The organism is Luteimonas sp. J29 (genome assembly GCF_000472505.1).
In the GTDB taxonomy this organism is placed as follows: domain Bacteria; phylum Pseudomonadota; class Gammaproteobacteria; order Xanthomonadales; family Xanthomonadaceae; genus Luteimonas.
Map to the genome: position 1 here is coordinate 39945 of NZ_AWZR01000002.1, position 26651 is coordinate 66595.

The 26651-nt window shown below is 74.0% G+C and carries 26 protein-coding genes; 11 read left to right on the top strand and 15 right to left on the bottom strand.

Annotation, left to right across the window (positions count from 1 at the left end):
* Positions 1–13: 13 nt before the first annotated feature.
* From LUTJ29_RS0103065 to LUTJ29_RS0103090, 6 genes are all read right to left on the bottom strand, one after another.
* Positions 14–541, bottom strand: a complete 528-nt coding sequence (locus LUTJ29_RS0103065) for a hypothetical protein (RefSeq protein ID WP_144774397.1) — start codon at positions 539–541, stop codon at positions 14–16.
* 9 nt (positions 542–550) lie between these two features.
* Positions 551–1480, bottom strand: a complete 930-nt coding sequence (locus tag LUTJ29_RS0103070) for a hypothetical protein (protein ID WP_156911533.1) — start codon at positions 1478–1480, stop codon at positions 551–553.
* A 41-nt stretch (positions 1481–1521) separates the two neighbouring features.
* On the bottom strand, positions 1522–2724 hold the full coding sequence (locus tag LUTJ29_RS0103075) for a hypothetical protein (RefSeq protein ID WP_027071263.1): 1203 nt from the start codon (positions 2722–2724) through the stop codon (positions 1522–1524).
* 92 nt (positions 2725–2816) lie between these two features.
* Entirely contained in the window at positions 2817–3596 is a 780-nt protein-coding gene (locus LUTJ29_RS17980; protein ID WP_051322649.1) for a rhodanese-like domain-containing protein, read from the bottom strand.
* Positions 3597–3694: 98 nt separating this feature from the next.
* On the bottom strand, positions 3695–4240 hold the full coding sequence (locus tag LUTJ29_RS0103085) for a hypothetical protein (RefSeq protein WP_144774394.1): 546 nt from the start codon (positions 4238–4240) through the stop codon (positions 3695–3697).
* A 92-nt stretch (positions 4241–4332) separates the two neighbouring features.
* The gene (locus tag LUTJ29_RS0103090; protein WP_027071265.1) at positions 4333–5622 is read right to left on the bottom strand and encodes a hypothetical protein; all 1290 of its coding nucleotides are present in this window, start codon (positions 5620–5622) and stop codon (positions 4333–4335) included.
* A 159-nt stretch (positions 5623–5781) separates the two neighbouring features.
* Between LUTJ29_RS0103090 and LUTJ29_RS0103095 the strand changes: the two genes are divergently transcribed.
* A complete protein-coding gene (locus LUTJ29_RS0103095; protein ID WP_027071266.1) occupies positions 5782–6003 on the top strand; it encodes a hypothetical protein in 222 nt (73 codons plus the stop codon).
* A 41-nt stretch (positions 6004–6044) separates the two neighbouring features.
* Here the strand turns inward: LUTJ29_RS0103095 and LUTJ29_RS15935 are convergent, their stop codons facing one another.
* Entirely contained in the window at positions 6045–6605 is a 561-nt protein-coding gene (locus LUTJ29_RS15935) for a sigma-70 family RNA polymerase sigma factor (protein WP_043740306.1), read from the bottom strand.
* Between the two features lie 107 nt (positions 6606–6712).
* Here LUTJ29_RS15935 and LUTJ29_RS0103105 point away from each other — a divergent pair, with 107 nt between their 5' ends.
* The 6 genes from LUTJ29_RS0103105 to ispA all read left to right on the top strand — a co-directional run bounded on the left by LUTJ29_RS0103105 (position 6713) and on the right by ispA (position 13513).
* Positions 6713–9073: a serine/threonine-protein kinase gene (locus LUTJ29_RS0103105; protein WP_027071267.1), complete on the top strand. Its 2361-nt coding sequence runs from the start codon at positions 6713–6715 to the stop codon at positions 9071–9073.
* An 87-nt stretch (positions 9074–9160) separates the two neighbouring features.
* Entirely contained in the window at positions 9161–10120 is a 960-nt protein-coding gene (locus LUTJ29_RS0103110) for an acetyl-CoA carboxylase carboxyltransferase subunit alpha (protein ID WP_027071268.1), read from the top strand.
* A gap of 47 nt (positions 10121–10167) precedes the next feature.
* A complete protein-coding gene (locus LUTJ29_RS15940) occupies positions 10168–10980 on the top strand; it encodes a class I SAM-dependent methyltransferase (RefSeq protein ID WP_051322650.1) in 813 nt (270 codons plus the stop codon).
* A gap of 21 nt (positions 10981–11001) precedes the next feature.
* Positions 11002–12327, top strand: a complete 1326-nt coding sequence (tilS, locus tag LUTJ29_RS0103120; protein ID WP_051322651.1) for a tRNA lysidine(34) synthetase TilS — start codon at positions 11002–11004, stop codon at positions 12325–12327.
* 33 nt (positions 12328–12360) lie between these two features.
* Positions 12361–12624 carry an exodeoxyribonuclease VII small subunit gene (locus LUTJ29_RS0103125; protein WP_027071270.1) on the top strand — a complete coding sequence of 88 codons (264 nt, stop codon included), beginning with the start codon at positions 12361–12363 and terminating at the stop codon, positions 12622–12624.
* A complete protein-coding gene (gene ispA / locus LUTJ29_RS0103130; protein WP_051322652.1) occupies positions 12611–13513 on the top strand; it encodes a (2E,6E)-farnesyl diphosphate synthase in 903 nt (300 codons plus the stop codon). The genes LUTJ29_RS0103125 and ispA overlap by 14 nt, the downstream gene beginning before the upstream one ends.
* A 16-nt stretch (positions 13514–13529) precedes the next feature.
* On the opposite strand, the gene LUTJ29_RS0103135 is transcribed toward ispA, so the two are convergent.
* The 3 genes from LUTJ29_RS0103135 to pmbA all read right to left on the bottom strand — a co-directional run bounded on the left by LUTJ29_RS0103135 (position 13530) and on the right by pmbA (position 16013).
* A complete protein-coding gene (locus LUTJ29_RS0103135; protein ID WP_027071272.1) occupies positions 13530–13958 on the bottom strand; it encodes a DUF4870 domain-containing protein in 429 nt (142 codons plus the stop codon).
* A gap of 171 nt (positions 13959–14129) precedes the next feature.
* Complete coding sequence (locus LUTJ29_RS0103140) at positions 14130–14558, bottom strand: DUF4870 domain-containing protein (protein ID WP_084524594.1); 429 nt, start codon at positions 14556–14558, stop codon at positions 14130–14132.
* Between the two features lie 81 nt (positions 14559–14639).
* Positions 14640–16013, bottom strand: a complete 1374-nt coding sequence (gene pmbA, locus LUTJ29_RS0103145; protein WP_027071274.1) for a metalloprotease PmbA — start codon at positions 16011–16013, stop codon at positions 14640–14642.
* A 17-nt stretch (positions 16014–16030) separates the two neighbouring features.
* Between pmbA and yjgA the strand changes: the two genes are divergently transcribed.
* Complete coding sequence (gene yjgA, locus LUTJ29_RS0103150; protein ID WP_027071275.1) at positions 16031–16606, top strand: ribosome biogenesis factor YjgA; 576 nt, start codon at positions 16031–16033, stop codon at positions 16604–16606.
* A 50-nt stretch (positions 16607–16656) separates the two neighbouring features.
* Here yjgA and tldD read toward each other — a convergent pair whose 3' ends face one another.
* From tldD to LUTJ29_RS0103170, 4 genes are read right to left on the bottom strand one after another with little or no spacing between them, the layout of a single operon-like run.
* On the bottom strand, positions 16657–18108 hold the full coding sequence (gene tldD, locus LUTJ29_RS0103155; protein WP_027071276.1) for a metalloprotease TldD: 1452 nt from the start codon (positions 18106–18108) through the stop codon (positions 16657–16659).
* Between the two features lie 51 nt (positions 18109–18159).
* Positions 18160–22011, bottom strand: a complete 3852-nt coding sequence (locus LUTJ29_RS0103160; protein WP_027071277.1) for a YhdP family protein — start codon at positions 22009–22011, stop codon at positions 18160–18162.
* A gap of 24 nt (positions 22012–22035) precedes the next feature.
* Positions 22036–23520 carry a ribonuclease G gene (rng, locus tag LUTJ29_RS0103165; RefSeq protein WP_027071278.1) on the bottom strand — a complete coding sequence of 495 codons (1485 nt, stop codon included), beginning with the start codon at positions 23518–23520 and terminating at the stop codon, positions 22036–22038.
* Positions 23520–24113: a Maf family protein gene (locus LUTJ29_RS0103170; RefSeq protein ID WP_027071279.1), complete on the bottom strand. Its 594-nt coding sequence runs from the start codon at positions 24111–24113 to the stop codon at positions 23520–23522. Before LUTJ29_RS0103170 ends, rng begins: the two co-directional genes overlap by 1 nt.
* A 123-nt stretch (positions 24114–24236) precedes the next feature.
* Between LUTJ29_RS0103170 and LUTJ29_RS0103175 the strand changes: the two genes are divergently transcribed.
* From LUTJ29_RS0103175 to LUTJ29_RS0103185, 3 genes are all read left to right on the top strand, one after another.
* Positions 24237–24974, top strand: a complete 738-nt coding sequence (locus LUTJ29_RS0103175; protein ID WP_043740309.1) for an SIMPL domain-containing protein — start codon at positions 24237–24239, stop codon at positions 24972–24974.
* 1 nt (position 24975) lies between these two features.
* Positions 24976–25143 (top strand): hypothetical protein, encoded by a 168-nt coding sequence (locus LUTJ29_RS18590; RefSeq protein ID WP_156911535.1) that lies wholly within the window; start codon positions 24976–24978, stop codon positions 25141–25143.
* 267 nt (positions 25144–25410) lie between these two features.
* Entirely contained in the window at positions 25411–26103 is a 693-nt protein-coding gene (locus LUTJ29_RS0103185) for an energy transducer TonB (RefSeq protein ID WP_144774221.1), read from the top strand.
* A gap of 51 nt (positions 26104–26154) precedes the next feature.
* On the opposite strand, the gene rlmH is transcribed toward LUTJ29_RS0103185, so the two are convergent.
* On the bottom strand, positions 26155–26625 hold the full coding sequence (rlmH, locus tag LUTJ29_RS0103190) for a 23S rRNA (pseudouridine(1915)-N(3))-methyltransferase RlmH (protein WP_027071282.1): 471 nt from the start codon (positions 26623–26625) through the stop codon (positions 26155–26157).
* Between the last annotated feature and the right edge of the window lie 26 nt (positions 26626–26651).

The following is a 26651-nucleotide window of genomic DNA, read 5'->3' on the forward strand; positions in this document are numbered from 1 at the left end:
CCCGCCCACCCGATCATCGCGATGCGCGCAGCCGGACGCGCCTCGATCCGGTCGCCTCGTCCCCGGCCGCCGACCGCGCCCGCTCCAGCGCATGCAGCCATGCCTTTCCGCAGCGGCGCATCGCGTGCACGGTGCGCAGCGCGTCCCAGGCCGAAGCCAGGTCCCGGGCCAACTCCATGTTGCCCGGCCGGCCGAAGCTGAAGCGCAGCACGACGCCGCCGTGGCCCAGCTTCAGGCCGCCGGAGAAGTAGTACCAGGGCACCTGCACCGACACGCGCCGCAGCGGCCAGTGGAAGAGCTGCGCACCGGCATGGCCGTGTCCGGCGTCGGCCACACGCCACGGCGACCGCAGCTGGCGTTCGAGCGTTCGCAGCGCGCGCGGGCCGGCACTGCCCGGCCCGGTGGCGAGGAAGGCGATGCCGTCCCGGTCCAGGACCAGTTCGCCTGGAATGGCCGACAGCCCGCGCAGCAGCCAGGCCTCGGTCCGCAGCAGCGGTGCCCGCCCGCCCACGCCTTCGATGCCGACTGCGCCGCCCGACACCGCGCGGCCTCAGCGGTCGTAGCGCGCGTCAGGCGCGTCGTAGCCCCGGGCGCGCAGATCCCAGACGCCGATGCTGGACGGCGCCTGGAAGTAGTCGACATACGGCGAGGGCTGGCGGCGGCACAAGCCGTCGTGGAACCCGCCTTCGCAGGTCGCGCGCACCTGGCGCAGCTCCCAGGCCAGCCACCATGCCGGGAACCATGCGTCGCGGTAGCGCAGCGATGCGCGCACGGCCTGCGCGGCATCGGCATCGAACTGGCCCGCCGGCGCGCGGATGCGCAGCAGGGGACCGCTCTGCGCGTCGCGATGGCGGCCGCCGGTGGCCGCGCTCTCCACGTCCAGCGCCAGCCATTCGTGCAGGCGCCCGTCGGGGACATCGTGCGCCAGCCACCGCCACGCGCCGCCGCTCGACCAGCGCCTGCGGGTGGCCGGCATGACCGCTTCGACCTGGCCGGCGTCCACCTGCTCCACCCCATCCCCGGCCGCGGCGCCGCGCTCGAGCCACGACGCCGCGACGCGCGCCGGCGCCGGGCCCGCGCCCGCCGGCGGCGTGCCGCCGGATTCGCGCAGCGGCGCCAGCAGCGCGATCTCCGCCCGACCGTCGGGCGAGTGGGCGCGCCACAGCAGGCACTCTCCCCAGGCCGGGCAGGCCGGCAGAGGGGTCGCGACCAGCCACCCTTCCGGAATCTCGATGCTGCCCAGTTCGACCGGTTGGCCTGCCCCGGTGATCGACTCGTGCACGGCCACCCGCCCGCGTGCGGCGGTCGCGAATGGCACCGATGCGACGACCGCCGCGTCCGCCGCGACCTGCCAGCTGCCGGCAAACCGGTCCTGGCCCGGCAGCGCGGCGACGGACGCCGCCGCATCGACCGTCGCAGCGGCGGGCGCGTGGCCGCCGCAGCCGGACAGCAGCCAGCCGCACAGCCAGACCAACGTCACGCAGGCGCGAAGGCCATGACCACGATCGCGGCAGCCCTCCATCAAGGCATCCGCTCCAGCTCCACGTAGCCGCTCGGCGGGTCCGGACGCGGATCGTCCGTGCTGTAGGCCCGGCCCGGATCGTGCGTGTCCTGGAACACCCGGCTGCCGCCGTGGATGCTCGACTGCACCGTCGTCCCGGCCGAGCCGACGTAGGTGTCGTATTCGCCCACCGCCTCCAGGCCGCGCCGGTGGATCGCATCGCTGGTCGCGCTGGTGCTGGCGGCGATGGCGCTGTAGATGCCGGCGACCTCGCGGCTGTTGCGCATGCGGATGGCGTGGCGGTCGGCCATGCCGCGGGCGTTGATGATCGCCATCTGCCGGCTGTGCCATTCGTCGATCTGGCGCCGCTGGCCGGAAAAGTAGGCCTGGACGTTGCGCTTGAGCCGCGGCAGGGCCAGGTCCAGCCACTGCGGATCCTGCTCCAGCGTCGTGGCGACGCGCTCGGCCAGCGCCATGTCGAGCCGCCCGTGCGGCGCCCGGTACGACACGACCGTGCCCGCGCTGCCGTTGCGGTGGCCGCCCAGGCTGACGAAGCTCACCACCGCCGACAGCACCTCGCGCATCTCGATGCCGTCCTGCTGGAAGGCCAGCAGCACGCTGCCCGCCTCGACCGTGCGGGTCTGGCCCGGTGCCAGGGCCTCGCCCATCCTGCGCATCTGTTCGTCGCTGCGCTGCTGCGCCAGCCGCGCCCAGTCGGGCTGTTCGACGTAGTCCAGGATCCTGGCGCCGGGACGCGACTGCTGCGCGGCGGCCTCCAGGAACTCGCGCGCCGTGCGGTGCGACGCCACCGGGCAGGGATCGGTCCGGATCTCGCTGCCGGCCACCTGCCAGGCGAAGCCCGGCATGACCTCGATGATGCTGACGCTGTCGGGCGCGATCGCCGACCAGCCGGTCTGGACCATGTTGGAGTGGCAGTTGGCGCCATCATTCCAGGTCACGCCACCGGTGGTCTGCCAGCCGGCCGGCGCCTGCAGGCGCCACGCCGCCACCGGCCGCCCGAAGCCGGCCTGGTCGACGATTTCCGTCGCCACCAGGCGGCTGGTATCGAGCAGCGGCGGCGGTACGCCGCGGTCCGCGGGCGCGTCCGCCGACACCTGCCGCGACGCATCCGCCTGCGCCGCGTGCGCAGCCCCGTCCTGCGCCGCGCACGCGGCCAGCGTGGCGCACGCCAGCGCGACTGCCACGACTCCCAGCTGCTTCATCCCCGGTCTCCCCCGCGGCCGATCGGCCTCATGACTGTTCAAGGCGTCGCAACGACGGCGAACCGCCTCACGCGTGCGATGGCCCCGCGCGCTCACCACTGGCGCTGGCCGGAAGGCGGCTGCTGCGGCTGCGCTGCCGGTCCACCCGCGCCCTGCAGCGGCAGGCCCGCCTGCTGCCAGGCCTCGATGCCGCCGCGGTACCAGGCGACGTTGCGGTAGCCGAGCTTCATCGCGCGCAGCGCCGCGTTGTACGAGCTCCAGCACTGCACGCCGCCGCAGTAGGTCACCAGCAGGCGCGAGGTGTCGCCGCCGGTGACCTGGGCCAGGTACTGGCCGTAGCCCTGCTGCACCTCGTCGCTGAAGCCGCCGCCCTGGGCCGCGGGCACGACCGGGACGGCGCCCGGGATGAGCTGCGGGCCGCCGAGGACGTCGAGCAGCACCACCGGCTGCCCGCCCTGCAGCAGCTGCACCAGCTGCTGGGTCGCGATCACGCGGCCGCCCGGGATCGACGTCGGCGTCGGCCCGTGCAGCTGCTGGGTCGGCCGCAGCTGGCTGGTCGGCGCCACGCCGAAATCCTGTCCTTCGCTGGACGCGCTCGCCATCGGCGCCGGCATTGCGCTCTGGTTGCTGTAGGGCTGGTCGCTGTAGGGCGCCTGCTGCGGCTGCGGCCGGTATTGCTGCGGCTGCTGCGGGTACTGCTGCGGCGGCTGCGAATACTGCTGCGGCTGCTGCGGGTACTGCTGTTGCTGCTGCGGGTATTGCTGCCCCCGGGACTGGCCGAAGGAATCCTGCGCGCCCGCCGCGCCTGCGGCCAGCAGCAGCATCGGGGACAGGACGAGGCCCAGCCGGCGGATGCGGTGGATGTGGTTCATGGGTGACTCCTTTCGGTGCCCGCAAGGGGCGTGATGGCGGATGCATGAAGGCGGCGACTCCGCGCCGGCGCGGGCGGCGCGCCCGCGCGGTCGGCGCGTCATCGCAGGCCGTTCTCCGAGCGGATCGAATCGATGATCGACTGGTGGTCCCGCTGCGCCTGCGACTCCGCTTCCGGATAGCGCCGCTCCAGCTCCTGCTGGCTGGGCTGCTGCGGAGCCTGGCCCTGGCCGGACTGCTGCGGCATGACCGGGTCCACACCGCTGTACCGGGCCTGCGGGGCGTAGGGATCGGGATATCCCGCCGGCTGCGCCGCGTGGGCCTCGGGAAACGCCTGCGCGCCCTGTGCCGGAGGCTGCTGCTGCGGGTGGTAGCCCTGCGCAGGCTGGCCCTGCGGATACTCCTGCGCATACGGATCCCGGGCGTACTGGCCCTGCGCGTACTGGCCCTGCGGATAGCCGCCCTGCTGCGCGCCCGCGGCGACGCCCGGCGCGCCGGCCTGCACCATCCCCGCGCCCGGCCCGGGGAACGCATCCTGCGCGCCGCCTGCCGTCGCGGCCGCGCCGCCGTCGCTGCCGCACGCGGCCAGCAGCAGCGTGCAGGCCACCGCCAGCGCATCTCGCGCGCGTATCGGAATTCGATTCATGGTGTGTCTCCATGGAAGCGCGGCGCGGGCGGCCGGATGGCGGCGGCCAGGCGAGCAGCGCGGTGTGGATGGGCGGATGGGCGTTGCGCCGCTCAGGGTTCGCGCTGCAGCTCGACGTAGCCCGACGGCGGGTTCGGGTACGGCGCGCTGGTGCTGTACGCGTTGTTCGGGTTGCTCGTGTCCTGGAACACCTGGTTGCCGCCGTGGATGCTCGAGCTCACGCGGCCGCCGTCGACGCCGGTGTAGTTGTTGACCTCGTTGATCGCGGCCACCGCCCGCTGCTGCATGCGGTCGCTGGTGTCGGAGGTGTTGCGGGCGATGCCGCTGTAGATGTCGGCGACCTGCTGGTTGCCGCGCATGCGCTCCGCGTGCCGGTCGGCCGCGCCCTTGGCGTTGATGATCGCCATCTGCCGGTTGTGCCAGTCGTTGATGGCCGCGCTCTGCGCGCTGCCGATGCGCTGGATGTTGGCCATGCTGCGCTGCTTCATCGCCTCCATCCAGCGCGGATCGGGCTGCATGCTGTTGGCGATGCGCTCGGTGAGCGAGAAGTCGAGGCGGCCGTTGGGCGCGCGCGCGGCATGGATCAGCCCGGTGCCGCCGACCAGGTTGCCCTGCGCCTGGCTGAAGGTCACCGCGGCGGTGAACATCTCGCGCATGTCCACGCCGTCCTTCTCGTAGGCCACCAGCAGGCGGCCGGCGTCGGGCCTGACCTGGGCCTGCGCGCCGCCCTGGCCCTGCGCCATCTGCGCCATCTTCTGTTCGACCTCGGGCATGCGCTGGTAGTCCAGCACCCGCGCGCCGGGACGCGCGCGCTGCACGGTGGCCTCGAGCAGTTCGCGGGTGGAGCGGTACGGCGCCGAAGGACAGGGATTGAACTGGACCTCGGTGCCGGCGACCTGCCAGTTGAACCCGGGCATGATCTCCAGCGCGGTGAGGCTGTCGGGCGCGATCGCCGACCAGGTGATCTGCAGCTGGTTGGCCACGCAGCTGCTGGAGTCGTTCCAGCCGACGCCGCCGACGGTCTGCCAGCCGGCCGGGATCTCGACCGTCGCGGCCACCATCGGCTGGCCGAAGCCGGCGCTGTCCATGATCCGCACCTGCTGCAGCTGGTCGGTCCGCAGCGCCGGCAGCCCGCCCGCCGCGGCGCCCTGCGCCCCTGCGGGCGCGGCAGCCGCGTTGCCCGACGGCCCCTCGGCCTGCTGCATCTCCGGCGGCAGCGGCACGGCCGGACCGTCCTGGTCGCCCTGGCCGACCGGCCCTTGCGGCCAACCGCCGCCGTAGCCGCCCTGGGCGGGCGTAGGCGCCGTTCCACCACTGCAGGCGGCCAGGGCCGCCGACAACACCACGCCCGTCAGGGCCGGAACCAGGTTGCGCTGTCGCATGTCGTGTCCCCGGGGCGGAATGCCCTCTCCACCCCGGAAGGCGCAGGAGGCGGGGAAACCGGCTCACCGTGCAGGGCGATGGATCGCGTGAGCCGGAATGGCGCCGTCCTGCGCCTACCAGCAGGACGACCTGGCCGGCGCCGGGGACGGGGGACAGGCATGGGCATCACCGCGGACATCGACGACCTCGACCCGGCCTCCAGCCGGCGGGTGCTGTACGCGCGCATCGCGGCCACCGCGTGCGACGCCGATATCCGCCGCGCGGAGCGACTGCTGCTGCGCGGGCTCGAACGCGGCTGGTCCGGCGCGGCGACCGCTCGGCTGCTGCAGCGACTGCTGCTCCGGTCGCGGGCGCAGGCGCCGGCGGAGCGGACATCGTGAGCGCGGGACGCAGCGACTACCAGCGCCTGCGCGAGGCGTGGTCAGCCCTGATCCGACAGAGCCTCGAACAGCCAGGTGCGCGCGACCTGCCAGTGGCGCTTGATCGTCGCGGGGGACTGGCCCAGGGCCTCGGCGGTCTCCTCGATGGTGAGCCCGCCGAAGTAGCGCAGCTCGACGATCCGCGCCTTGTCCGGGTCCAGCCGCTCCAGCGCGTCGAGGGCGCCGTCGAGCGCGGCGACGTCGATGCCGCCGGCATCGCCCGCGGCCAGGTCGAGCCCGGTCAATGACACGCGCTCGCCGCCGTCGCGCTTGGAGGCCGCGCGTCGCCGCGCATGGTCGACGAGCACCTCGCGCATGACCCGCGCGGCCATGTGCATGAAATGAACCCGGTCCTGCCACTCGATGCGGTCCAGTCCGCTCAGGCGCAGGTAGGCCTCGTTGACCAGGGCGGTGGCCTGCAGCGTATGGCCCCGGCGCTCGCCGCCGAGCTGGCGCTGCGCGATCGCGCGCAGTTCCGGATAGACGGCGTCGACCAGGCGGTCGCGTGCCGACAGGTCGCCCTGTCGCCACGCCGCGAGCCATGCGGTGAATTCCCCGTTCACTGCGGCGAGTCTAGCAGCGGCGGGCGGGCCTCCAACCGTGCCCAGGGGCCGGTGCTTTTGCTAGGGTCGACGCTCCGGCGGCACCCGCGCCGGCCCGGGGATATGCCATGAATCCGTCCGAGGGCGACGTCCTCCAGTGGTTCGAGCGCGCACTCGACCAGCCCCCCGCGCAGCGTCGCGCGTGGCTCGGCCGGCAGTCGCTGCCGCCGTGGCTGCACGCCCGCGTGGTCCGGCTGCTCGACGCCGAGCAGTCGATGGGCGGCTTCCTGGAACAGCCGCCGGCGACGCCCGAGCCCGACGGATTCCCGCAGCTGGGCGAACGCCTGGGCAGCTTCGAACTGGTCGAGCGCATCGACAGCGGCGGCATGGGCGTGGTCTACCTGGCCCGCCGCGCGGACCGCGCCTACGAGCAGCAGGTCGCGCTCAAGCTGATCCGGCCGCTGCACCTGGGCGCGAGCGCGGCGTTCCGCCGCCAGCTGATCGCGCGCTTCGAGAACGAACGCGGCCTGCTGGCCCGGCTGGCCCATCCCAACATCGCCCGCATCCTCGACGGGGGCAGCACCGCCTCGGGGATCCCCTGGCTGGCAATGGAATACGTGCCGGGCCGCTCGCTGGTCGAATACTGCGACAGCGGCGCGCTCGACGTCCCGGCGCGCCTGCGCCTGTTCTGCAAGGTCTGCGATGGCGTGCAGGAAGCGCACCGGCACCTCATCGTGCACCGCGACCTCAAGCCCGAGAACATCCTGGTCGGCGCCGACGGCGAACCGAAGCTGCTGGACTTCGGCATCGCGCGGATGCTCGAGGACGGCGAACAGGCCGACTCCACGCTCACCTCGCTCACCGCGATGACCCCCGCCTACGCCAGCCCCGAGCAGGTGCGACGCCAGCCGGCGACCACGCGTTCGGACGTGTATTCGCTCGGCGTGCTCCTGTACCAGATGCTGACCGGCGTGCGCCCCTATGAACTGGCTGGCCTGAGCCCGGCCGAAGCCGAACGCACGGTCTGCGAGACGCAGCCGCGGCCGCTGCGCGTGGCCGTCGACCAGGCGCCCCTCGACGATGCCGTGCGCGAACGCAGGCTCGTCCAGATCGACGGCGACCTCGAGCGCATCGTCGCGCGCGCGATGCACAAGGACGTGGAACGCCGCTACGGGTCGGCGCAGGAGCTGGCCGACGACGTCCGCCGCCGCCTCGACGGCCGTCCGGTGCTCGCCCACCCCGACTCGCTCGGCTACCGCGCCGGCAAGTTCATGCGCCGCCACCGCCTGGGCACCGCGCTCGCCGCGCTGGCCACGGCGGCGGTGCTGGGCGCGGCCGGCGTCGCCGCCTGGCAGGCGCGACAGGCCGCGCGCGCGGCCCAGGACATGCGCCAGGTCAACGCCTTCCTGATGGACGTGCTGTCGATGTCGGACCCGTACAACAGCGGCGGCGAACTCACCCTGAGCCAGGCGCTGGATGCGGCGGCCGGACGCATCGATGCGCATTTCTCCGGCCGTCCGGACCTGTCCGCGGACGTGCGCTTCGGCATCGGCTACAGCATGCTCAGCCGGTTCCGGCTGGAACAGGCGCAGGCGCAGCTGGAGCGCGCGCTGCAGGAAAGCGAGTCGGTGTTCGGCGTCGAGGACGTGCGCACGCTGCGCGTGATCGAGGGCCTGGCCGGGCTGCGCCACGAGCAGGGCCGCATCGACGAGGCGATCGCCCTGTACCGCGACGGCATCGCGCGCAGCGCCCGGACGGGACTGCAGGACGATCCGATCCACCTCTACCTCGTCAACAACCTGGGCATGCTCTACATGACCCAGGACCGCTACGACGAAGCCGACACCATGCTGCAGGAGGCCCAACGCCTGTGGACCGCCTCCCACGACACCGGGAAGCCCGACAGCGACCATGCCAACTTGGTGTCCAACCTCGCCCAGGTCGCGCACGGAAAGGGCGAACACGCCCGCTCCGACCAGCTCTACCGCCAGGCCCAGGCCGAGCTCGAATCCCTGTTCCCCGACGGCAGCCCGGACCTGGCGATCGTGCTCGGCAACCGCGGCCAGCTGGCCGAGGAGACCGGCGACCGTGGAGGCGCGCTGGCCCTGTACCGGCAGTCGCTGGCGATGCGCGAGCGCATGTTCCGCGGCGACCACCCCAGCGTCGTCGTCGGCCTGGGCAACGTCGCCCGGCTCCAGCTGGAGACCGGCGATCCCGCGGCCGCGCTCGAGGCCGCCGAACGCGGCGCGGCGATGGCCGACCGCGTCTACACTGGCCCCAGCAGTCGCCACGCCAGCACCTGGGGCACGCTCGCGGAGGCCCGCCTGGCCACCGGCGACACGGCTGGCGCGGTGGCCGCCCTGCGCCGCGCGCGCCAGTTGCAGGAGGCCGCCAGGCCGGCCACGCCCTCGGTCGCCAGCTACCTGGCCGGCGTCGCGGGCCGCGTGTGCGCGGCGCCGGCCGCGCCCGTGGACTGCCCCGGCCGCTGACCGGGCCTCCGGCGCGCCGGACGCAAGGGTACGGTCCAGCCTGTCCCGGTCGGCTAGACTGCGACCTTCGCCGACCGTCGTCCGAGCATGAACCCGAACTACCTCGACTTCGAACAGCCGATCGCGGACCTCGAAGCCAAGATCCACGAGCTGCGCCAGGCCAGCAACGGCCCGGCGGTGAACATCGACGCCGAGATCCAGGCGCTGCAGGATAAGCTCCGCAAGCGCACCGCCCACATCTTCCGCGACCTCAGCCCCTGGCAGGTCTCGCAGCTGGCGCGCCATCCGATGCGCCCGTACACCCTGGACTACGTGCGGGTGATGTGCGACGAGTTCGAGGAGCTCGCCGGCGACCGCGCCTACGCCGACGACCCGGCCATCGTCGGCGGGCTGGGCCGCATCGACGGCCGCCCGGTGGTGATCATCGGCCACCAGAAGGGCCGCGACACCAAGTCGAAGGTGCGCCGCAACTTCGGCATGCCGCGCCCGGAGGGCTATCGCAAGGCCCTGCGGCTGATGAAGCTGGCCGAGCGGTTCAGGCTCCCGCTGCTGACCTTCATCGACACCCCGGGCGCCTACCCCGGCATCGGTGCGGAGGAGCGCGGCCAGTCCGAGGCGATCGCGCGCAACCTGCTGGAGATGGCCGAGCTGCGCACCCCGATCCTGTGCACGGTGATCGGCGAGGGCGGCTCGGGCGGGGCGCTGGCGATTGGCGTCGGCGACCGCACGATCATGCTCGAGTACAGCACCTACTCGGTGATCTCGCCCGAGGGCTGCGCCTCGATCCTGTGGAAGGACGCCGGCAAGGCGCGCGATGCCGCCGAGCAGCTGGGCCTGACCGCGCGCCGGCTGCACGAGCTGGGCCTGGTCGACCGGGTGATGCGCGAGCCGATCGGCGGCGCGCACCGCAACCCGCGCCAGACCGCGATCCGGCTCAAGACCCTGCTGATGAATGAACTCGACGCGCTCCGGAACGTGCCGCTGCCGGAGCTGCTCGAACGCCGCTACCGGCGCCTGCGCGGCTACGGCGCCTACGCCGCCGCCTGACGGGCGCGCGATCGCGGCCGCGCGACCGGCCTGGCAGGGGAAGGGGAATGGTCGAGTCGATCGACAGCATCAACATGCGCACCATGGCGGACGCCGCCGTGGTCGCGCACTACGCGCGGCCCTGGGGCCTGAGCCCGGCCGAAGAAGCCACCTTCCGCCGCGTCGCCGCCGAAGCGAAGGACCAGCCGGTACTGGACATCGGCGTCGGCGGCGGCCGCACCGTGCAGGCCCTGCTCGGCATCAGCCGCGACTACCTCGGCATCGACTACAGCCCCGGCATGGTGGAGGCGTGCCGCCGCCGCTTCCCGGGCGTGCGCTTCGAGCACGCCGACGCACGCGCGATGCCGCAGCTCGCCGACGGTTCGATCCAGCTCGCGGTGTTCAGCTGCAACGGCATCGGCATGGTCCCGCACGCCGACCGGCTGCGGATCCTGCGCGAGGTGCACCGCGTGCTGCGCCCCGGCGGGTCGTTCGTGTTCTCCACCCACAACCGCAACTCGCCCGAATACCGGCGCGGTTTCCGTTTCCCGCGGATGCAGTGGTCGCCCAACCCGCTGCGCCTGCTGGTGCGGGCGACGCGCTTCGGCCGCGATACGGTCCGCCGGCTGCGCAACCGCCGCCGCTTCCGCCCCATGGAAGTGCACGCGCAGGACTACGCGGTGATCAACGACGTATGCCACGACTACGGCACGATGCTCTACTACGTCACCCTCGAGCAGCAGCGCCGGCAGCTGGTGGACGCCGGCTTCGCCCCGGACGCGGAGGCCTGGGACCTCGACGGCCGCCCCGTGTCCGGCGACACCCGCCACGACTCGATCGCGCTGGTGGCGCGCAAGCCCCCGGCCTGCGACGCCGGCTGACGCAGGCGCGGGGCCCGCCGCATGCCGGCCGACGCTACTCCCGTCCTGCCGCGACCGCCGCGCGCCGCCCCGCTGCTGGTCGGCTACAGCGGCGGCCTCGACTCCACCGTGCTGCTGCACCTGCTGGCCGCGGACGCCGGGTTGCGCGCGCACGGCCTGCGCGCCATCCACGTCCACCACGGACTCGATCCCCGCGCCGACGACTGGGCCGCGCACTGCGCCGCCGAATGCGCCGCGCTCGGCATCCCGCTCACGATGGTCCGCGCCACGGTCCCGCGCGACGGCGGCGAAGGGCTGGAAGCCGCGGCGCGGCGGGTGCGCCACGACGCCTTCGGCGCGGCGCTGGGAGAAGGCGAGGTCCTGGCGCTGGCCCACCACCGCGACGACCAGGCCGAAACGTTCCTGCTGCGCGCGCTGCGCGGTTCCGGCAGCGACGGCCTCGGCGCGATGCGGCCCTGGCGCGAATACGGCCGCGGCTGGCTGTGGCGGCCGCTGCTCGACCTGCCGCGTGACGCGTTGCTCGCGCACGCCCGGCGCGTGGGCCTGCGCTGGATCGAGGATCCGTCGAACGCCTGCGAGGCGCACGACCGCAACTACCTGCGCCACCAGGTCCTGCCGCGCCTGGCGGCGCGCTGGCCGCGCGCGGCCGCCGCGCTGGCGCAGGCGGCGGCCCTGCAGCGCGAGGCGACGGAACTGCTGGACCAGGGCGACGCCGAGGCGCTGGCCCGGGTGCGCAGCCTCGATCCGGCCTGCCTCGACGCCGACGCGCTGCGCGCCCTCGGGCCGCCACGCCGGGCCCGCGTGCTGCGCCGCTGGATCGCGGAAGCGGGACTGCCGCCGCTGCCGGCCGAAGGCGTGGCCCGCATCCAACGCGAACTGCTGGCCGAAGCGCCGGGCGAAGCCGCGCGCTTCGGCTGGCGCGACGCCGAGGTCCGGCGCTGGCGGGGCCTGCTCTGGGCCGGCCGCCGGCGACCGCTTCCGCCTGGCGGTACCCGCCTGGACTGGGACGGGCGCACGCCGCTGGCCTGGCCCGGCGGCGGCACGCTGCGGCTGGCGCCAGCGCCTGGCGACGATGGATCGGCCGATCCCCCCGCACCACCCTTCGTCGTGCATCCGCGCGCGGGCGGCGAGCGCATCACCCTGCCGGGCCGCGCCCATTCGCACGCGCTCAAGCACGTGCTGCAGGAGCTGGGCGTGCCGCCCTGGGTCCGCGAACGCCTGCCCCTGCTCTCGCACCCCGACGGCACCCTGCTGGCCGCGGGCGACCTGGTGCTGTCGGCGGCGCTGGACGGCTGGCTGCGCGCGACCGGGCGTCGCCTGCTCTGGACCGGGACGCACGGCGACTGACCCCGCGCGCACGCGCTGGCTTACACTGGAGCCATGGCCCGCAACCCCGACAACGACACCTCGCCGGTCGCCGATTTCGAAGCCTCGCTCGACCAGCTCGAGCAGCTGGTGGCGAAGATGGAACAGGGCGACATGAGCCTGGAGGAATCCCTGGCCGCCTACGAGCGCGGCGTGGGCCTCTACCGGCGCTGCCAGGAGGCGCTCGAACAGGCCGAACTGCGCGTGCGCCTGCTGACCGACCCCGAGGCCCCGGAGCGGGCGGAGCCGTTCCCGGGTCTGGACGATGGCGAGTCCTGAGCCCCGCGGCAACGGCGCCCATCCCGCACTGGCCCGCTGGCGCGCGCGCGTGGACGCGGCGCTGGGATCGGCGCTGGACGGGCTGGAAGGCACCGAGCCGCGCCTGCTGTCGGCCATGCGCCACGCCGTTCTGCTCGGCGGCAAGCGCATGCGCCCCCTGCTGACCTACGCCACCGGCGTGGCCTGCGGCGCGGCCGAGGAGGCGCTCGACGCGCCGGCCGCCGCGGTCGAGCTGGTCCATGCGTACTCGCTGGTCCACGACGACCTGCCGGCGATGGACGACGACGCGCTGCGCCGCGGCCAGCCGACCGTGCACGTGGCCTTCGACGAGGCCACCGCGATCCTCGCCGGCGACGCGCTGCAGGCGCTGGCCTTCGCCACCCTGGCGCAGGCCCGGGCCGGCGACGCCGCGCGGGTGGCGATGCTGGCCGAGCTGGCCACCGCCAGCGGCGCATCCGGCATGTGCGGCGGCCAGGCGCTGGACCTGGCGGCGACCGGCACCCGCATCCCGCTGGCCGCGCTGGAACGGCTGCACGCGATGAAGACCGGCGTGCTGCTGCGCGCGGCGGTACGGCTGGGCGCGATCGCGGCCGGCGCTGGGGAATCGGCGCGGCGCGCGCTGGACGCCTACGCCGGGGCGCTCGGCCTCGCCTTCCAGATCCGCGACGACCTGCTCGACATCGAGGGCGACAGCGCCACGCTCGGCAAGACCGCCGGCAAGGACCTGGCCCAGGACAAGGCCACCTTCCCGGCCCTGATCGGCGCCGACGCCTCGCACGCGCGGCTGCGCGAGCTGGCGGCCGGCATGGACGAGGCGCTGCGGACGGTGCCCGGCGACACTTCCGCGCTGGCGGCGCTGGCGCGGCTGGCGATCGAGCGCGACCGCTGAGTGGCCGCGCCCGGCCTCACAGCAGGCGCAGGGTCATCGGATAGCGGTACGGTTCGCCGTCGAGCGCGCGCACCGTGGCCACGATGCTGCACACCAGCCACGCCACCGCGATCGCCACCGCGGCCACGCCCAGCAGCAGGCCCGCGGGCAGGGTCAGGACCAGGCCGATGCCGAGGGTGAACACGGTCGCCCCGAGCAGCAGGATCGCGACCACGCACAGCGCGCAGGCGTACAGGAACATGGTGAGGTTGAAGTTGAACGCCTCGCGCGCGTGCTCCGCGGCGAAGGGACTGTCGTTGCGCTTGAGCAGGTAGACCACGCCCGCGGCGAGCATGCCCGCGAAGCCGGCGGTCCAGCTGGTCAGCAGCGCAAGCGCCACCGCCGCGACGTGGGCACCCGCGGCCCATTGGCGCTCGCCCAGGGTGGTGTCTTCGTGGTGCGGCATCGCATGCATCCGGCTCCTCCCGGGCGGGAAACCGTCCGCCCTGTCCCGATCATGCGCCCGCCGCGCCGGATCTCAACCCAACTGATGGCCTGGTGCGCCGGCGACGCCGCGCTCGCCGCCCGGGATGGAACCCGGACGCGGGTGCGCCGCGTCCGGATCCAGGCCCGGGTGCTACTTGATCAGGCGGATGGCGAACGGATAGCGGTACGCCTTGCCCTCGTTCGACTTGATCGCCGCGATGATGATGAACACCAGCGCGGCCAGGCCGATCAGCGCCATCAGCGGCATGGCGACGAGGAAGCCGATGCCCAGGGTCAGGATCCCGACCAGGAACAGCACCAGCATGATCGCGGCCACGGTGATGTTGAAGTTCAGCGCTTCCTTGGCCTGGTCGTCCACGAACGGCATCGTTTCGCGCTTCATCAGCCAGATGACCAGGGGGCCGAGGAAACAGCCGATGCTGAACGCCCAGCCGGCGGTCACGAGCCCACCGGCCAGGGCCGACAGGTGCGCGAACATCGCCCACTGGCGCTCCTCGGCGGCGATCCCGCCAGCTGCACCCTCGGCCGGTGGCGGCTGGACATTGTGTTCTTCAGTCATTTGATTCCCCTCGCGCCCCCTGGAACGGTGCAGACGGTGGGCGCAGCCGTGTGCGGGCCAGAGCATAACCGGGTTGGGCGGTCAATCCGACCCCGCCACGGTCAGCGCGCCCACCAGGATCGAGCCGGTGCGGATGTGCGAGCGCGGGTCGACGTCGCTGCCCACGGCCTCGATCGCCCGGAACATGTCGCGCAGGTTGCCGGCGATCGTGATCCCGTCCACCGGGCAGGACACCTGCCCGCCCTCGACCAGGAACCCCGCCGCCCCGCGCGAATAGTCGCCGGTGACCGGGTTCACCCCCTGTCCCATCAGCTCGGTGACCACGATGCCGTCGCCCATGCCGCGCACCAGGTCATCGAACCCGCCGGCATTGGCCGCCACCAGCAGGTTGTGCACCCCGCCGGCATTGCCCGTGGTCTGCAGTCCCAGGCGCCGCGCGGAGTAGCTGCCGAGCACGTAGCGCTGCAGCACGCCACCCTCGACCAGGGCCGAGGCGCGGGTCGCCACCCCCTCGTCGTCCCAGGCGGCCGAGCGCAGGCCGCGGCGCAGGAACGGGTCCTCGTGGATCGAGAACCAGTCCGGGAACAGGCGGGTGCCGACGCTGTCGGGCAGGAAGCTGGCGCGTCGGTAGAGCGCACCGCCCGACACCGCCCCCAGCAGGTGGCCGACCAGCGACCGCGCCACCTCGGCCGAGAACAGCACCCGGTAGCTGCCGGTCGCCACCCGGCGCGGCTGCAGCCGGGCCAGGGTCCGCCCGGCGGCGCGGCGGCCGATCGCGGCCGGCGCCTCGAGGTCGTCGGCGGCGAGCGCGTAGCTGTACCAGCCGTCGCGCTGCATCGCCTCGCCCTTCCCCGCGATCAGCGCGCAGCCGATGCTGTGGTGGGTGCCGCGTTCGGCGCCGACGAAGCCGTGCGAGTTGGCGTACACGCCCAGCGAGGCGCTGCTGCTGACCGACGCGCCGTCGGAATTGCTGATGCGCGGGTCGGCCTCGCGCCCCGCGGCCTCGCAGGCCAGGGCGATGTCGACCGCGCGCGCGGCGTCCAGGTCCCAGGGGTGCCAGTCGTCGAAGTCCGGCCAGCCGTCGGGACCGGGCCGCGCCATCAGTTCCGGATCGGCCAGCCCCGCGGCGGGATCGGGCTCGGTGTGGCGCGCGATCGCGCAGGCCTGGGCCACCGTGGCCTCGAGGCTGTCCGCGCGCAGGTCGGCGGTGCTGGCGCTGCCCTTGCGCTGGCCGAAGTACACCGTCACCGCGATACCGCGGTCGCGGGTGGACTCGACCGTTTCCACCTCGCCCATGCGCACGTTCACGCTCAGGCCGCGCTCCTGCGTGCAGGAGACCTCGGCCTGGTCGGCGCCCCGGGCGCGGCAGGCCTCGAGCAGGCGCAGCGCCAGCCCCTGCAGCTCGTCGAGCCGGGCCTGGCTGTCGTCGGTGGCGGGAACGGCGACGCTGTTCAATGGCTTATCCTGTGGCGATGAGAGGACGGGACGAAGACACCGGCGAATTCCTGGCGCCGAGCCGCAGCCAGCGGCGGCGCGAGGCGCTGGACGTGCTGGCGCTGGCGACCACGCTGGCGGGGCTGGAACCGGGGCGCCTGGCGAAGCTGCCGGTGCCCGGACACCTGCTGCCGCACGTGGCCGAGGCGCGGCGCATCACCTCGCACATCGCCCGCAAGCGCCAGCTCGCGTTCCTGGCCAAGCAGATGCGGCGCGAGGACGACGAGGTGCTGGACGCGATCCGCGACGCGCTCGACGCCGGTGGCGAGGCGGCGAAGCAGGAAACCGCGCTGCTGCACCGCGCCGAGCACTGGCGCGAACGCCTGCTCGACGACGGCGACGCGGCGCTGGGCGAACTGCTCGACGAATACCCGCACGCCGACCGCCAGAAGCTGCGCCAGCTGGTGCGCAACGCGCTCGAGGAGCGCCGTCGCAACCGTCCGCCGCGCGCGTTCCGCGAGCTGTTCCGCGCCCTGCGCGACCTGCTGTCCGGCACCGCCGGCGCCGACGCCGGCGACGACGGCACGGACGGACCGGATCCACTCGACGACTGACGCCGCCGGCGCCACGCACGACGCAGGATCCCGCTCCGGCCGCATCGTACTCAGGCCCGGGTCCCGCCCACGGTGATCTGCGACACCAGCAGCGACGGCTGGCCCACGCCCACCGGCACGCTCTGGCCGTCCTTGCCGCAGGTGCCCACGCCCTCGTCCAGCGCCAGGTCGTTGCCGACCATCGACACCCGCTGCATGGTTTCCGGCCCGTTGCCGATCAGGGTCGCGCCCTTGACCGGCGCGGTGACGCGGCCGTCCTCGATCAGGTAGGCCTCGGTCGCCGAGAACACGTACTTGCCGCTGGTGATGTCGACCTGGCCGCCGCCGAAGTTCACCGCGTACAGGCCCCTCTTCACCGAGCGGATCATCTCCTCGCGCTCGTGCGGCCCCGGCAGCATGTAGGTGTTGGTCATCCGCGGCATCACCAGGTGCGCGAACGACTCGCGACGGCCGTTGCCGGTCGGCGCCACGCCCATCAGGCGCGCGTTGAGCGTGTCCTGCATGTAGCCGGCGAGCACGCCGTCCTCGATCAGCGTGGTGCACTGCGTGGGCGTGCCCTCGTCGTCGACGCTGAGCGAGCCGCGGCGGCCGTCCAGGGTGCCGTCGTCGACGATGGTGACGCCGGGCGCGGCCACGCGCTGGCCCATGCGTCCGGAATAGGTGCTGGTGCCCTTGCGGTTGAAGTCGCCCTCGAGCCCGTGGCCGACCGCTTCGTGGAGCAGCACGCCCGGCCAGCCGGCGCCGAGCACCACCGGCATGTTGCCGGCCGGCGCGTCCACCGCCTCGAGGTTCACCAGCGCCTGGCGCAGCGCCTCGCGGGCGAAGGACTCCGGGCGGCCGCCGGCGAGCAGCTCGTCGTAGGAATAGCGCCCGCCGTAACCGGCGTAGCCGCTCTCGCGGCGTCCGTCCTGCTCCACGATCACCTGCACGTTGAGCCGCACCAGCGGACGCACGTCGGCGGCGAGCACGCCGTCGCTGCGCGCCACCAGCACCGTGTCCACGCCACCGGTGAGGCTCACCATGACCTGGCGCACCCGCGGATCGGCCGCGCGCACCGCGCGGTCCACGCGCCGCAGCGCCTCGACCTTGGCGGCGCTGTCGAGCGCGTCCACCGGATCGACCGCCGGATACAGCGGACGCGCGCCGCCCACCGCCAGCGCGCGCGGGGTGCGGGTGCCGCCGTCGCGCGCGATCGCCCTTGCCGAGCGCGCCGCTTCGAGCAGCGCTTCGCCGTTGATGTCGTCGGAGTACGCGAAGCCGGTCTTCTCGCCGCTGATCGCGCGCACGCCCACGCCCTGCTCGATCGAGTGCGCCCCGTCCTTGACGATCCCGTCCTCGACGCTCCAGCTCTCGCGCCGCGAATGCTGGAAGTAGATGTCGCCGAAGTCGATGCCGGGCCCGAGCAGGGTGCCGAACATGCGGTCGAGGCCGGACGGGTCGAGCCCGGCCGGCAGCAGCAGGCGCGACCGGGCGAGGGAGAGCGGATTGGCGGGCGTGTCCATGCGGCAAGTCTGGGGCCTGCGCGGTGAAGCGCAAGCCCGGAGGCCCGGCCCTCAGTGTTCCCGCGCCGGGGCGCGATCGCGCGCCGCCGCGGCCTGGGGCCCGGACGCGTCCTCGACCACCTCGACCCGCGGTTCCTTCCACGGCCCGGTCACGCGGTAGGTCCGGGCGCCCATCCCGCCCAGCGGCTTGCGCAGCATCGCGTTGGCCACCGCGCCGACGGCCGCGCCCATCGGCCCGCCCGCGATCGCGCCCACCGCGGGCAGCAGGTTGCCGGTGCGCGGCAGCACCTCGATGGTCTGGTCGTGGGTCTGCGCGCGCAGGTCGCTGCGCCCGCGCATGCGGATCTCGGCCGCGGGGCCGTCGATCGCCATGTCGTCGCTGTGGGCCAGGCCGCTGCCGATGCGCACGCGGCCGCCGAGGCGATTGAACGCGAATCCCCTGGAGAAGAAGTCGCGGAAGTCGAGCATCAGCCTGCGCGGCAGCTGGGCGATGCTGAGCAGGCCCAGCACGCGCCCCGCGCCCGGCTCGACCTCGACCAGGCGCCCGTGCTCGATCGCCAGCGACAGCTCGCCGTGCAGCGCCGGCAGGGAGAAGTCGCCTGGACTGCGCGGCCACTGGACGTCGAACTCGAGCAGGCCGGCGCCGCCGTCGATGCTGCCGCCGAAGCCCAGGCCCTGCATGAGCTCGCCGAAATCGCGGCTGTCGGCACGCGCCCGCAGGTGGGTGATGCCGGCGGCGCCGCGCCCGGTCCAGCTGCCGCTGATGTCGATCGACTGCCGCTCCGAGCGCGCCTGCAGCCGTTCGATCTCCATGCCTTCCGCGGTCTGGCGGGTGCGCAGTTCCACCCTGCCCAGCCCCAGCGCGCCGAAGCGGAACTCGTCCACGTCCAGCGACAGCGGCGGGACCCGGCTGGGGTCCACCGCATCGCGATCGTCCGCCGGCGGCGGGGTCGCCGCCTGGGCCTCGGGCCGCACCGGTGGCGCAGGCCAGTGCAGGCGCGCGAAGCGGCCGCTGACCGCGGCCGCGCGTTCGCGCGGGATCGCCAGCGTGCCCGAAAGCGCGTCACCGTCGAACCGGACCTCGGTCGCGGCACCGGTGTCCACGGCGCGCAGGCGCACGTTGTCGAATCCCGCGCCGAGCAGCTGCAGCCGCGCCGCGGTCACGTCGATGCCGCGCAGGGGCATGCCGCCCTCGCTGCCGCCCGCGCCGCCGGCGAGCATGGCCCAGCCCAGCGCGTCGAGCACCTGGGCGTGTCCGCTGGCGGCCAGCCCGCTCGCCGGCGGGGCCTCGTCGACCGCCGAGGCGCCAAGCGCGACCCGCACTCCGGTGCCGCTGCCGGCGCTGCGCGCGCGCAGCGCCAGCCTGCCGCCGAGGTCGACGAGGATCTCGCCCTCGCCCAGCGGCAGCGAGGTGGTGATCGTGGCCGGCAGCGTGGCATCGGCGGGCTTGGCCAGCGGTTCGGGCAGGTCGAGCTCGGTGCCTTCCAGGCGCGAGTGCAGCCGCAGCCGCGCCGCGGCCGGCGCGCCGCGCTGCGCGCGCATCACCGCCAGCCCGACGTCCCAGCGCGAGCGCCCGCGGATCCGCGGCGCCAGCCAGTCCAGCTGCGGTGCGTGCTGCAGCAGCTCGGCCGCGCCCAGGACCGCGTCCATGTCGGCCTCGAACGACGCGGCCGCATCGCGCACGTGCCCGCGCCCGGCGCGCAGCGACAGGGTGCCCGGTCGGCCGCCGCGCACGGCCTGCAGGTCGTTGCCGTCGAAGCCGTGCTGGTCGTAGCGGGCCTTGCCGCGCACCTGCTCGAACCCGATCTTCCAGCGCGCGTCCGCCAGCGCCACCCCGGCCAGCTCGACCTCGCCGCCGATCGCCGGCCGAGCATCGCCGTCCAGCGGCAGCGACATCGCGTACGACGCCGCGACCGGACCGCTCGCGGACAGGTTGTCGAAGGTATCCTCCAGGCCCTGGCGCAGCGGGCTGGCGGACAGCAGTGCCAGCAGCGGGGCCGCGTCGCCGCGGGTCCGCGCGCGCGCGTCGAGCGTCGCGCGCGAGTAGTGCGCGAGCGACGCATGCAGGTCCTGCACCTCCACCTCGCCCAGGCGGCCGCGGCCCTGCACGCGGAACCCGTCGTTGACGAAGGCGACGTCGGCGTCGAGCGCCTCGACCGCCGGCCAGTCGTGCTGGAACTTCACCACCGCGCCCTCCAGGCGGGCGGAGGCATGGAACAGGCCGACGCGGTCGCCGCCATCCAGTTCGCTGAACGGCCAATGGTCGAGGTCGCCGGCCACCAGCGCGCGGCCGTCGAGCACGCGGCCATCGACCAGGGCCTCGTCGAGCCAGCGCTGCGCCGCCTCCGGCATCCGGTGGCGCACCCAGAACCGCTTGGCCACCGGCACGTGCGCCTCGTCGATGGTCGCCGCCAGCGCCAGCACCGGGCGGGTACCGTCGTGCTGGAACCAGATCCCGCCGCGCGCGTGGGCGGCGTAGCCCTCTCCCTCGATCCGCAGCGCCGGCGAGCCCACCCGCATCCCGGCACCCTCCCGCCAGCCCACGATGTCGCCGGCCAGGGTCACCAGGTGCGGCGCACCGAAGCCGGACGGCCAGTCGAAACGCACGCGCGCGTCCGCGTCGGGCTGGAAGCTGAAACCGTCGGCATCGCCGTCGAGGGTGCCGGCCAGGCCGGCCAGGCCCGGCGTGTCGCCGACGCTGGCGAAGCCGATCGCCTCCAGCCGCGCGTGCGCACGCACGCGTCCACCGGCGTCGCGCGCCACGGCCAGCTCATGGATCCGCGCGTCCGGCGCCGCCGCCAGCAGCCAGCCGCGCAGCCGCGACGGGAGCCGGTCGCCGAGCGCCGCGAACGCCAGCAGCGGGCCGGCGTCGATGCGGCCGGCGCGCAGCGCGAAGCGCTGGCCGCCCGCGACCGCCAGTCCGTCCAGTACCTGGGTCGCGCCGTCACGGGCCAGGCGCAGGCGCGGCGCGTCCAGACGCCAGCCCTGGTCCTCCACCTGCCAGCGCGCGCGCGCCTCGAGCCCGCCGATGCGCTGTCGCGGCGCGTCCAGGCCGGGCTCGACCGGCGTGCCGACCAGGGCCACGTCGGCGAGCGCCGCGTCCACCGTGAGCTGGTGCACGCGCCGTTGCCGCAGTTCGGCCCAGACCTGGGCCGTTCCGCGACCGGCCTCCACGCCCACGCCGGCGTGGCGCAACAGCGGGGCCCAGGCGGCGAAATCGGCGTCGAGGATCGCGGCGTGCGCGCGCCCGTCGCCGGCGCGGCGGTCGACGTCCAGCGCCAGTTGCACCGGCGCCGCCCCGGCGCGGATCCAGGCGCGCGCCGCCGTGCGCACGCGGTCGGCGTCCACCCGCAGCCGCAGGTCGATCCGTTCCAGGGTGGCGCGCCCGATGCCGAGCGAGGGTGCGTCGAGGGTCAGCCGGCCACCGATCACCTGCAGTTCGCCCAGGCGCTCGAGCACGTCGAACGGATCGCCGTCGCCCTGGTCCTCGCCGGGCAGGCCGCGCACCTGCCAGCGACCGTCGTCGGCCCGCTGCAGTTCCAGCTGCAGGCCGCGCAGGCGCAGTTCGGTGAACGAACGGCCGGGCAGCAGGCCGGCGTATTGCGAGACCAGGATCTCGGCCGCACCGATGTGCACTCCTTCGCCGCCCTCGCCGATGCGCAGGCCGTCGAGCCGCAGCAGCGGCCCGCGGCGGGTCCACTCGGTCTCGAGGCGGTCGAAGGCCACCGGCCGCCCGGCGCGTTCGCCGAGCCAGGCCGCGACCCGGTCGGGATGGCGCTCGGCCAGCGGCAGCAGGCGGCTGACCGCGCCCACGACCAGCGCCGTGAGCACCAGCAGCAGGGCGGCCGCGTACCACGCGCCGCGACGCGCGAGCCGCAGGCGGCGACGCAGCGGCGTGGTCACGGCCGCGGCGCCCCGCGCGCGAGGTCAGAGCAGGACGACATCGTACTGTTCCTGCAGGTACTGCTCGTCGGCCTGGAAGCGGATCGACTTGCCGAGGAACTCCTCGAGCTCGGCCACCGCGGTCGACTCCTCCTCGGTGATGCGCGCCACGACCTTGGGCGAGGCGATCACCAGCAGCCGCTCGGCGTCGAACTGGCGCACCGCACGCACGATCTCGCGGAAGATCTCGTAGGTCACGGTCTCGGGCGTGCGCACCATGCCGCGGCCGCCGCAGGCCTCGCAGGTCTCGCTGAGCTGGCGTTGCAGGCTCTCGACGGTGCGCTTGCGGGTCATCTCCACCAGGCCCAGCGGCGAGAAGTCGTAGACCGTGGTCTTGGCGTGGTCCTTGGCCAGCGACTTCTCCAGCGTGCGCAGCACCTGGCGGCGGTGCTCCTCGTCGACCATGTCGATGAAGTCGATGATGATGATCCCGCCCAGGTTGCGCAGCCGCAGCTGGCGCGCCACCGCCTGCGCGGCCTCGAGGTTGGTGCGGTACACCGTCTCCTCGAGGTTGCGCTGGCCCAGGAACGAACCGGTGTTCACGTCGACCGTGGTCATCGCCTCGGTCTGGTCGATCACCAGGTAGCCGCCGGACTTGAGCGGCACTTCCTTGTCCAGCGCGCGCTGGATCTCGTCCTCGACCCCGTACAGGTCGAAGATCGGGCGGTTGCCGGTGTAGAGCTCGATCCGCTCGGCGAGCACCGGCATGTACTTGGCGACGAAGGCCTGCAGGCGATCGAAGGTCTCGCGCGAATCGACCTTCACCTTCTCCACGTCCTTGCGGATCAGGTCGCGCACCGCGCGCAGCGGCAGGCTGAGGTCTTCGTAGATGCAGGTCTGCACCGGCGCCTCGCGGGCGCGCTTGCCGACGATGTTCCAGACCCGCGACAGGTAGGCCAGGTCCTCGGCCAGCGCCTCGGGCGGCTGTCCCTCGGCGTTGGTGCGCACGATGTAGCCCAGCCCGGAGTCGGGCGGCGCGAGTTCCGACACCAGCGCCTTGAGCCGCGCCCGCTCGGCCTCGTCCTCGATCCGCGCCGACACGCCGACCACCCGCGACTGCGGCAGCAGCACCAGGTAGCGCGAGGGAATGCTCAGCTGGGTGGTCAGGCGCGCGCCCTTGCTGCCGATCGGGTCCTTGACCACCTGCACGATCACTTCCTGGCCGTCGCGCAGCAGCTCGGTCACCGGGCGCACCGGCGCCGGCACCGGCGGCAGCGCCTCGTTCTCGACCTCGGGCTGCCCCGGCCGGACCACGTCGTTGGCGTGCAGGAACGCGGTGCGCTCCAGGCCGATGTCGACGAACGCCGCCTGCATCCCGGGCATCACCCGCTGCACCCGGCCCTTGTAGATGTTGCCCACCACGCCGCGACGCCAGCCGCGCTCGATGTGCAGCTCCTGGAGCATGCCGTTCTCGACCACCGCCACGCGGGTCTCGCGCGGGGTCACGTTGACCAGGATCTCCTCCGACATCAGTCCGTCCCCCCGGCCCGGAACCCGGTCCGCACGCCGAATTCGTGCAGCAGCAGCATGGTCTCGTGCAACGGCAGGCCCATCACCCCGGAGAAGCTGCCGTCCAGGCGGGTGACGAACCGTTCGGCGCCGCCCTGGATGGCATAGCCGCCGGCGCGGTCCATGGGTTCGCCGCTGGCCACGTAGGCGGCGATCTGCGCCTCGTCGAGCGCGGCGAAGGCGACCCGCGAACGCGACAGCCGCTGCGCCTCGCGACCGGCCGAGACCAGGCTGACCGCGGTCAGCACCTCGTGGGTGCGCCCGGACAGGCGCCGCAGCATGCCGGCGGCATCGGCCGCGTCGGCCGGCTTGCCGAACACCTCGTCGTCCAGGACCACCTCGGTGTCGGCGCCCAGCACCACCGCACCCGGGACGCCCGCGACCGCGAGCAGGCCGGCGCCGGCCTTCTCGCGCGCCACCCGGCGCACGTAGTCCTCGGCCGGTTCGCCTGGCGCGCGCTCCTCGTGCACAAGCACGTCGAGCACGCCGAAATCGACGCCCAGGCGCGCCAGCAGCGCGCGGCGGCGCGGGGATCTGGAAGCAAGATGCAGCATCCGGACAAGGATACCCGCGGCCCGCCGCGCGACGGCCCGCGGGGGCCGGTCAACCCCGTTCAGGCTCACGGGCCGTTCACCAGATCCTGACGACCCTTCCCCCAGCAGCCCACGGAGACCACCATGTTGCGCACCGCCTTCGCCCGCCTCCTGCTCGCGGCCAGCCTCGCCACCGGACCCCTCGCGATGACCAGCGTCCATGCCCAGACTCCCGGCCATCCGGCCGTCGCAGGCGACGGCACCCTGCTGTCGGTCTCGGCCCGCGCCGAAGCCAGCCGGGTCCCCGACGTGGCCTCGCTCTCGACCGGCGTGGTGACCCAGGCGGCGGACGCCAACGCCGCGCTCAAGGCCAATTCGGCGCAGATGGCCAAGGTGGTGGCCGCGATCCGCGCCGCCGGCATCGCCGAGCGCGACATCCAGACCAGCGGCATCAGCGTCCATCCGCAGTACCGCTACGGCGACAACCAGCCGCCGGTGATCACCGGCTACCAGGCCAGCAACACCGTGTCGATCAAGGTCCGCGACATCGCCCGCCTGGGCGAGGTGCTCGACGCGCTGGTCGCCAGCGGCGCCAACCAGGTCAACGGCCCGAGCTTCGAGATCGACCAGCCCGAGGCGGTGTACGACGAGGCCCGCCAGGAAGCGCTGAAGCAGGCGCGGGCGCGGGCGGAGATGTACGCGAAGTCGCTCGGCATGAAGGTGCGCCGCATCGTGAGCATCAGCGAGGGCGGCGGCTTCCAGCCGCCGGTGCCGATGATGAAGACCATGGCGATGGACGCGCGGATGGAGTCCGCGCCGGTCGCCCCGGGCGAAACCACGCTCTCGGCCAACCTCGACGTCGTGTTCGAACTGGGGAACTGACATGCCCAAGGATCCGCGCAAGTCCGACGACCGCTCCGGCTACCGCGAGAAGTTGCCGCGCGACGGCCGCGATGCCCGCGAACCGGGCGCGAAGAAGCAGCCCAATCCCGACGCGGGCGGCCTCGACCGCGACCCGGAACAGGACGGGACCCACGACGGGGACGACTGATCCGGTCCCCGGCTCCCCGCGCGCGCCAGGCCGCGGGAGCGCCGCGCCCCGCGCCCGCGCACGGCTCCCGCTCCGCCCGGCCGTCGGCCGGATGCCACCGTCGGCCTGCGTCGCATTGCCGCCCCCCGCCGGCGGGCGTCGGTTCGGCGTGCAGTCCGGTCGCGCGCCAGCGTGGAGCGGACTCCGCCCGGGCAACCCCGGCGACCCCTCCGGTGCGTTCCATGCCACACGGGCGGCCGTGGCGGCCGCCAGACGCGGAGGTGGACCATGGGGTTGCAGCAATCGCATCCGGCGTCCCGCACGGGACAGGCCCAGGGACTCGATCCCGGCCGCATCCTCGGCATCAGCAGCACGCTGGCGCTGAACGTCCTCGCACTGTTGTTCCTGCTGATGCCGATGGCCCTCATGCCGCCTCCGGCGGCGGTCGAGCGACCGCCCGGCATGACCGTCATCGACTACGTGCCGGTCAAGCCGCCGGCGCCCGAACCGCCCGAGGTCGTCCATGTCGTTCCGCCCCGCCCGCAGACGCCGCCCGACCTGTCGCGCAGGACGGAGCGGCCGACCCCGGCGACCGACGCCCCGGTGCTGGCCGGACAGGGCGTGTTCGAGGCCGAGCCCGTGTCCGCACTGCCGGCGCCCGGTGACATGGCGCCGGCGATGGACCCGCCCGGTCCCGTCGCCGGCATCGCGCTGGAGTACCGGAGCGCACCGCCGCCGGCCTATCCACGCCTGGCGATGCAGCGCGACTGGCAGGGCACGGTGCTGCTGCGGGTGCTGGTCGACGTCGACGGACGCCCCCTGGACGTCAGCATCGAGCGCAGCAGCGGGCATTCGCTGCTCGATCGCGAGGCGGCGCGCCACGTGCAGCGCACCTGGCGCTTCCGGCCGGCGATGCGCGACGGGCGCCCGGTGCAGGCGATCGGCGTGGTGCCGATCGAATTCCGCCTCGATCGCGGCTGATGACGGCGCGGCGGCATCGCGAAGCGGTGCCGCCGCGCGCGGGCCCGCGCCTCAGGCGCGGTGGTAGGGATGGTTGGCGAGCATGGCCGCGGCGCGGTAGAGCTGCTCGGCCAGTACCAGGCGCACCAGCATGTGCGGCAGCGTCAGCGGCCCCAGCGACCAGCGTTCGTCGGCGCGCGCCAGCACGTCCGGCGCGTGCCCTTCGGGGCCACCGACGAGGAAGGCGAGGTCGCGGCCCTGCCCGCGCCAGTGCTCCAGGCGCCTGGCGAGGTCTTCGGAGGAATGCATCCTGCCCTGCACGTCGAGCGCGACCGCGTGCGCGCCGCGCGGCAGCGCCGCCAGCACCCGCGCGCCCTCGTCCTGCACCGCGCGCGCGGGGTCGCGGCCCTTGCCGCGCAGGCCGGGCTCGATCTCGACCAGGTCCAGCGGCAGCCAGCGCGAGAGCCGCTTGCGGTATTCGGCGAAGCCTTCGCCCACCCAGGCCGGGGCGCGTTCGCCGACGGCGATCAGCCTGGCCTTCATCGAGGCGCGCGCATGCCGCGCACGCA

What these genes read in the sequence shown, in the direction of transcription:
- LUTJ29_RS0103105 (WP_027071267.1), top strand. Translation starts at nt 6,713, where the DNA reads ATGAATCCGTCCGAGGGCGACGTCCTCCAGTGGTTCGAGCGCGCACTC.
- LUTJ29_RS0103085 (WP_144774394.1), bottom strand. Translation starts at nt 4,240, where the DNA reads ATGAATCGAATTCCGATACGCGCGCGAGATGCGCTGGCGGTGGCCTGC.
- LUTJ29_RS0103140 (WP_084524594.1), bottom strand. Translation starts at nt 14,558, where the DNA reads ATGACTGAAGAACACAATGTCCAGCCGCCACCGGCCGAGGGTGCAGCT.
- LUTJ29_RS0103095 (WP_027071266.1), top strand. Translation starts at nt 5,782, where the DNA reads ATGGGCATCACCGCGGACATCGACGACCTCGACCCGGCCTCCAGCCGG.
- ispA (WP_051322652.1), top strand. Translation starts at nt 12,611, where the DNA reads ATGGCGAGTCCTGAGCCCCGCGGCAACGGCGCCCATCCCGCACTGGCC.
- rlmH (WP_027071282.1), bottom strand. Translation starts at nt 26,625, where the DNA reads ATGAAGGCCAGGCTGATCGCCGTCGGCGAACGCGCCCCGGCCTGGGTG.
- LUTJ29_RS0103075 (WP_027071263.1), bottom strand. Translation starts at nt 2,724, where the DNA reads ATGAAGCAGCTGGGAGTCGTGGCAGTCGCGCTGGCGTGCGCCACGCTG.
- rng (WP_027071278.1), bottom strand. Translation starts at nt 23,520, where the DNA reads ATGTCGGAGGAGATCCTGGTCAACGTGACCCCGCGCGAGACCCGCGTG.
- yjgA (WP_027071275.1), top strand. Translation starts at nt 16,031, where the DNA reads ATGAGAGGACGGGACGAAGACACCGGCGAATTCCTGGCGCCGAGCCGC.
- LUTJ29_RS18590 (WP_156911535.1), top strand. Translation starts at nt 24,976, where the DNA reads ATGCCCAAGGATCCGCGCAAGTCCGACGACCGCTCCGGCTACCGCGAG.
- LUTJ29_RS0103090 (WP_027071265.1), bottom strand. Translation starts at nt 5,622, where the DNA reads ATGCGACAGCGCAACCTGGTTCCGGCCCTGACGGGCGTGGTGTTGTCG.
- tldD (WP_027071276.1), bottom strand. Translation starts at nt 18,108, where the DNA reads ATGGACACGCCCGCCAATCCGCTCTCCCTCGCCCGGTCGCGCCTGCTG.
- LUTJ29_RS15940 (WP_051322650.1), top strand. Translation starts at nt 10,168, where the DNA reads ATGGTCGAGTCGATCGACAGCATCAACATGCGCACCATGGCGGACGCC.
- LUTJ29_RS0103185 (WP_144774221.1), top strand. Translation starts at nt 25,411, where the DNA reads ATGGGGTTGCAGCAATCGCATCCGGCGTCCCGCACGGGACAGGCCCAG.
- LUTJ29_RS0103175 (WP_043740309.1), top strand. Translation starts at nt 24,237, where the DNA reads ATGTTGCGCACCGCCTTCGCCCGCCTCCTGCTCGCGGCCAGCCTCGCC.
- LUTJ29_RS0103110 (WP_027071268.1), top strand. Translation starts at nt 9,161, where the DNA reads ATGAACCCGAACTACCTCGACTTCGAACAGCCGATCGCGGACCTCGAA.
- tilS (WP_051322651.1), top strand. Translation starts at nt 11,002, where the DNA reads ATGCCGGCCGACGCTACTCCCGTCCTGCCGCGACCGCCGCGCGCCGCC.
- LUTJ29_RS17980 (WP_051322649.1), bottom strand. Translation starts at nt 3,596, where the DNA reads ATGAACCACATCCACCGCATCCGCCGGCTGGGCCTCGTCCTGTCCCCG.
- LUTJ29_RS0103135 (WP_027071272.1), bottom strand. Translation starts at nt 13,958, where the DNA reads ATGCCGCACCACGAAGACACCACCCTGGGCGAGCGCCAATGGGCCGCG.
- LUTJ29_RS0103170 (WP_027071279.1), bottom strand. Translation starts at nt 24,113, where the DNA reads ATGCTGCATCTTGCTTCCAGATCCCCGCGCCGCCGCGCGCTGCTGGCG.
- LUTJ29_RS0103125 (WP_027071270.1), top strand. Translation starts at nt 12,361, where the DNA reads ATGGCCCGCAACCCCGACAACGACACCTCGCCGGTCGCCGATTTCGAA.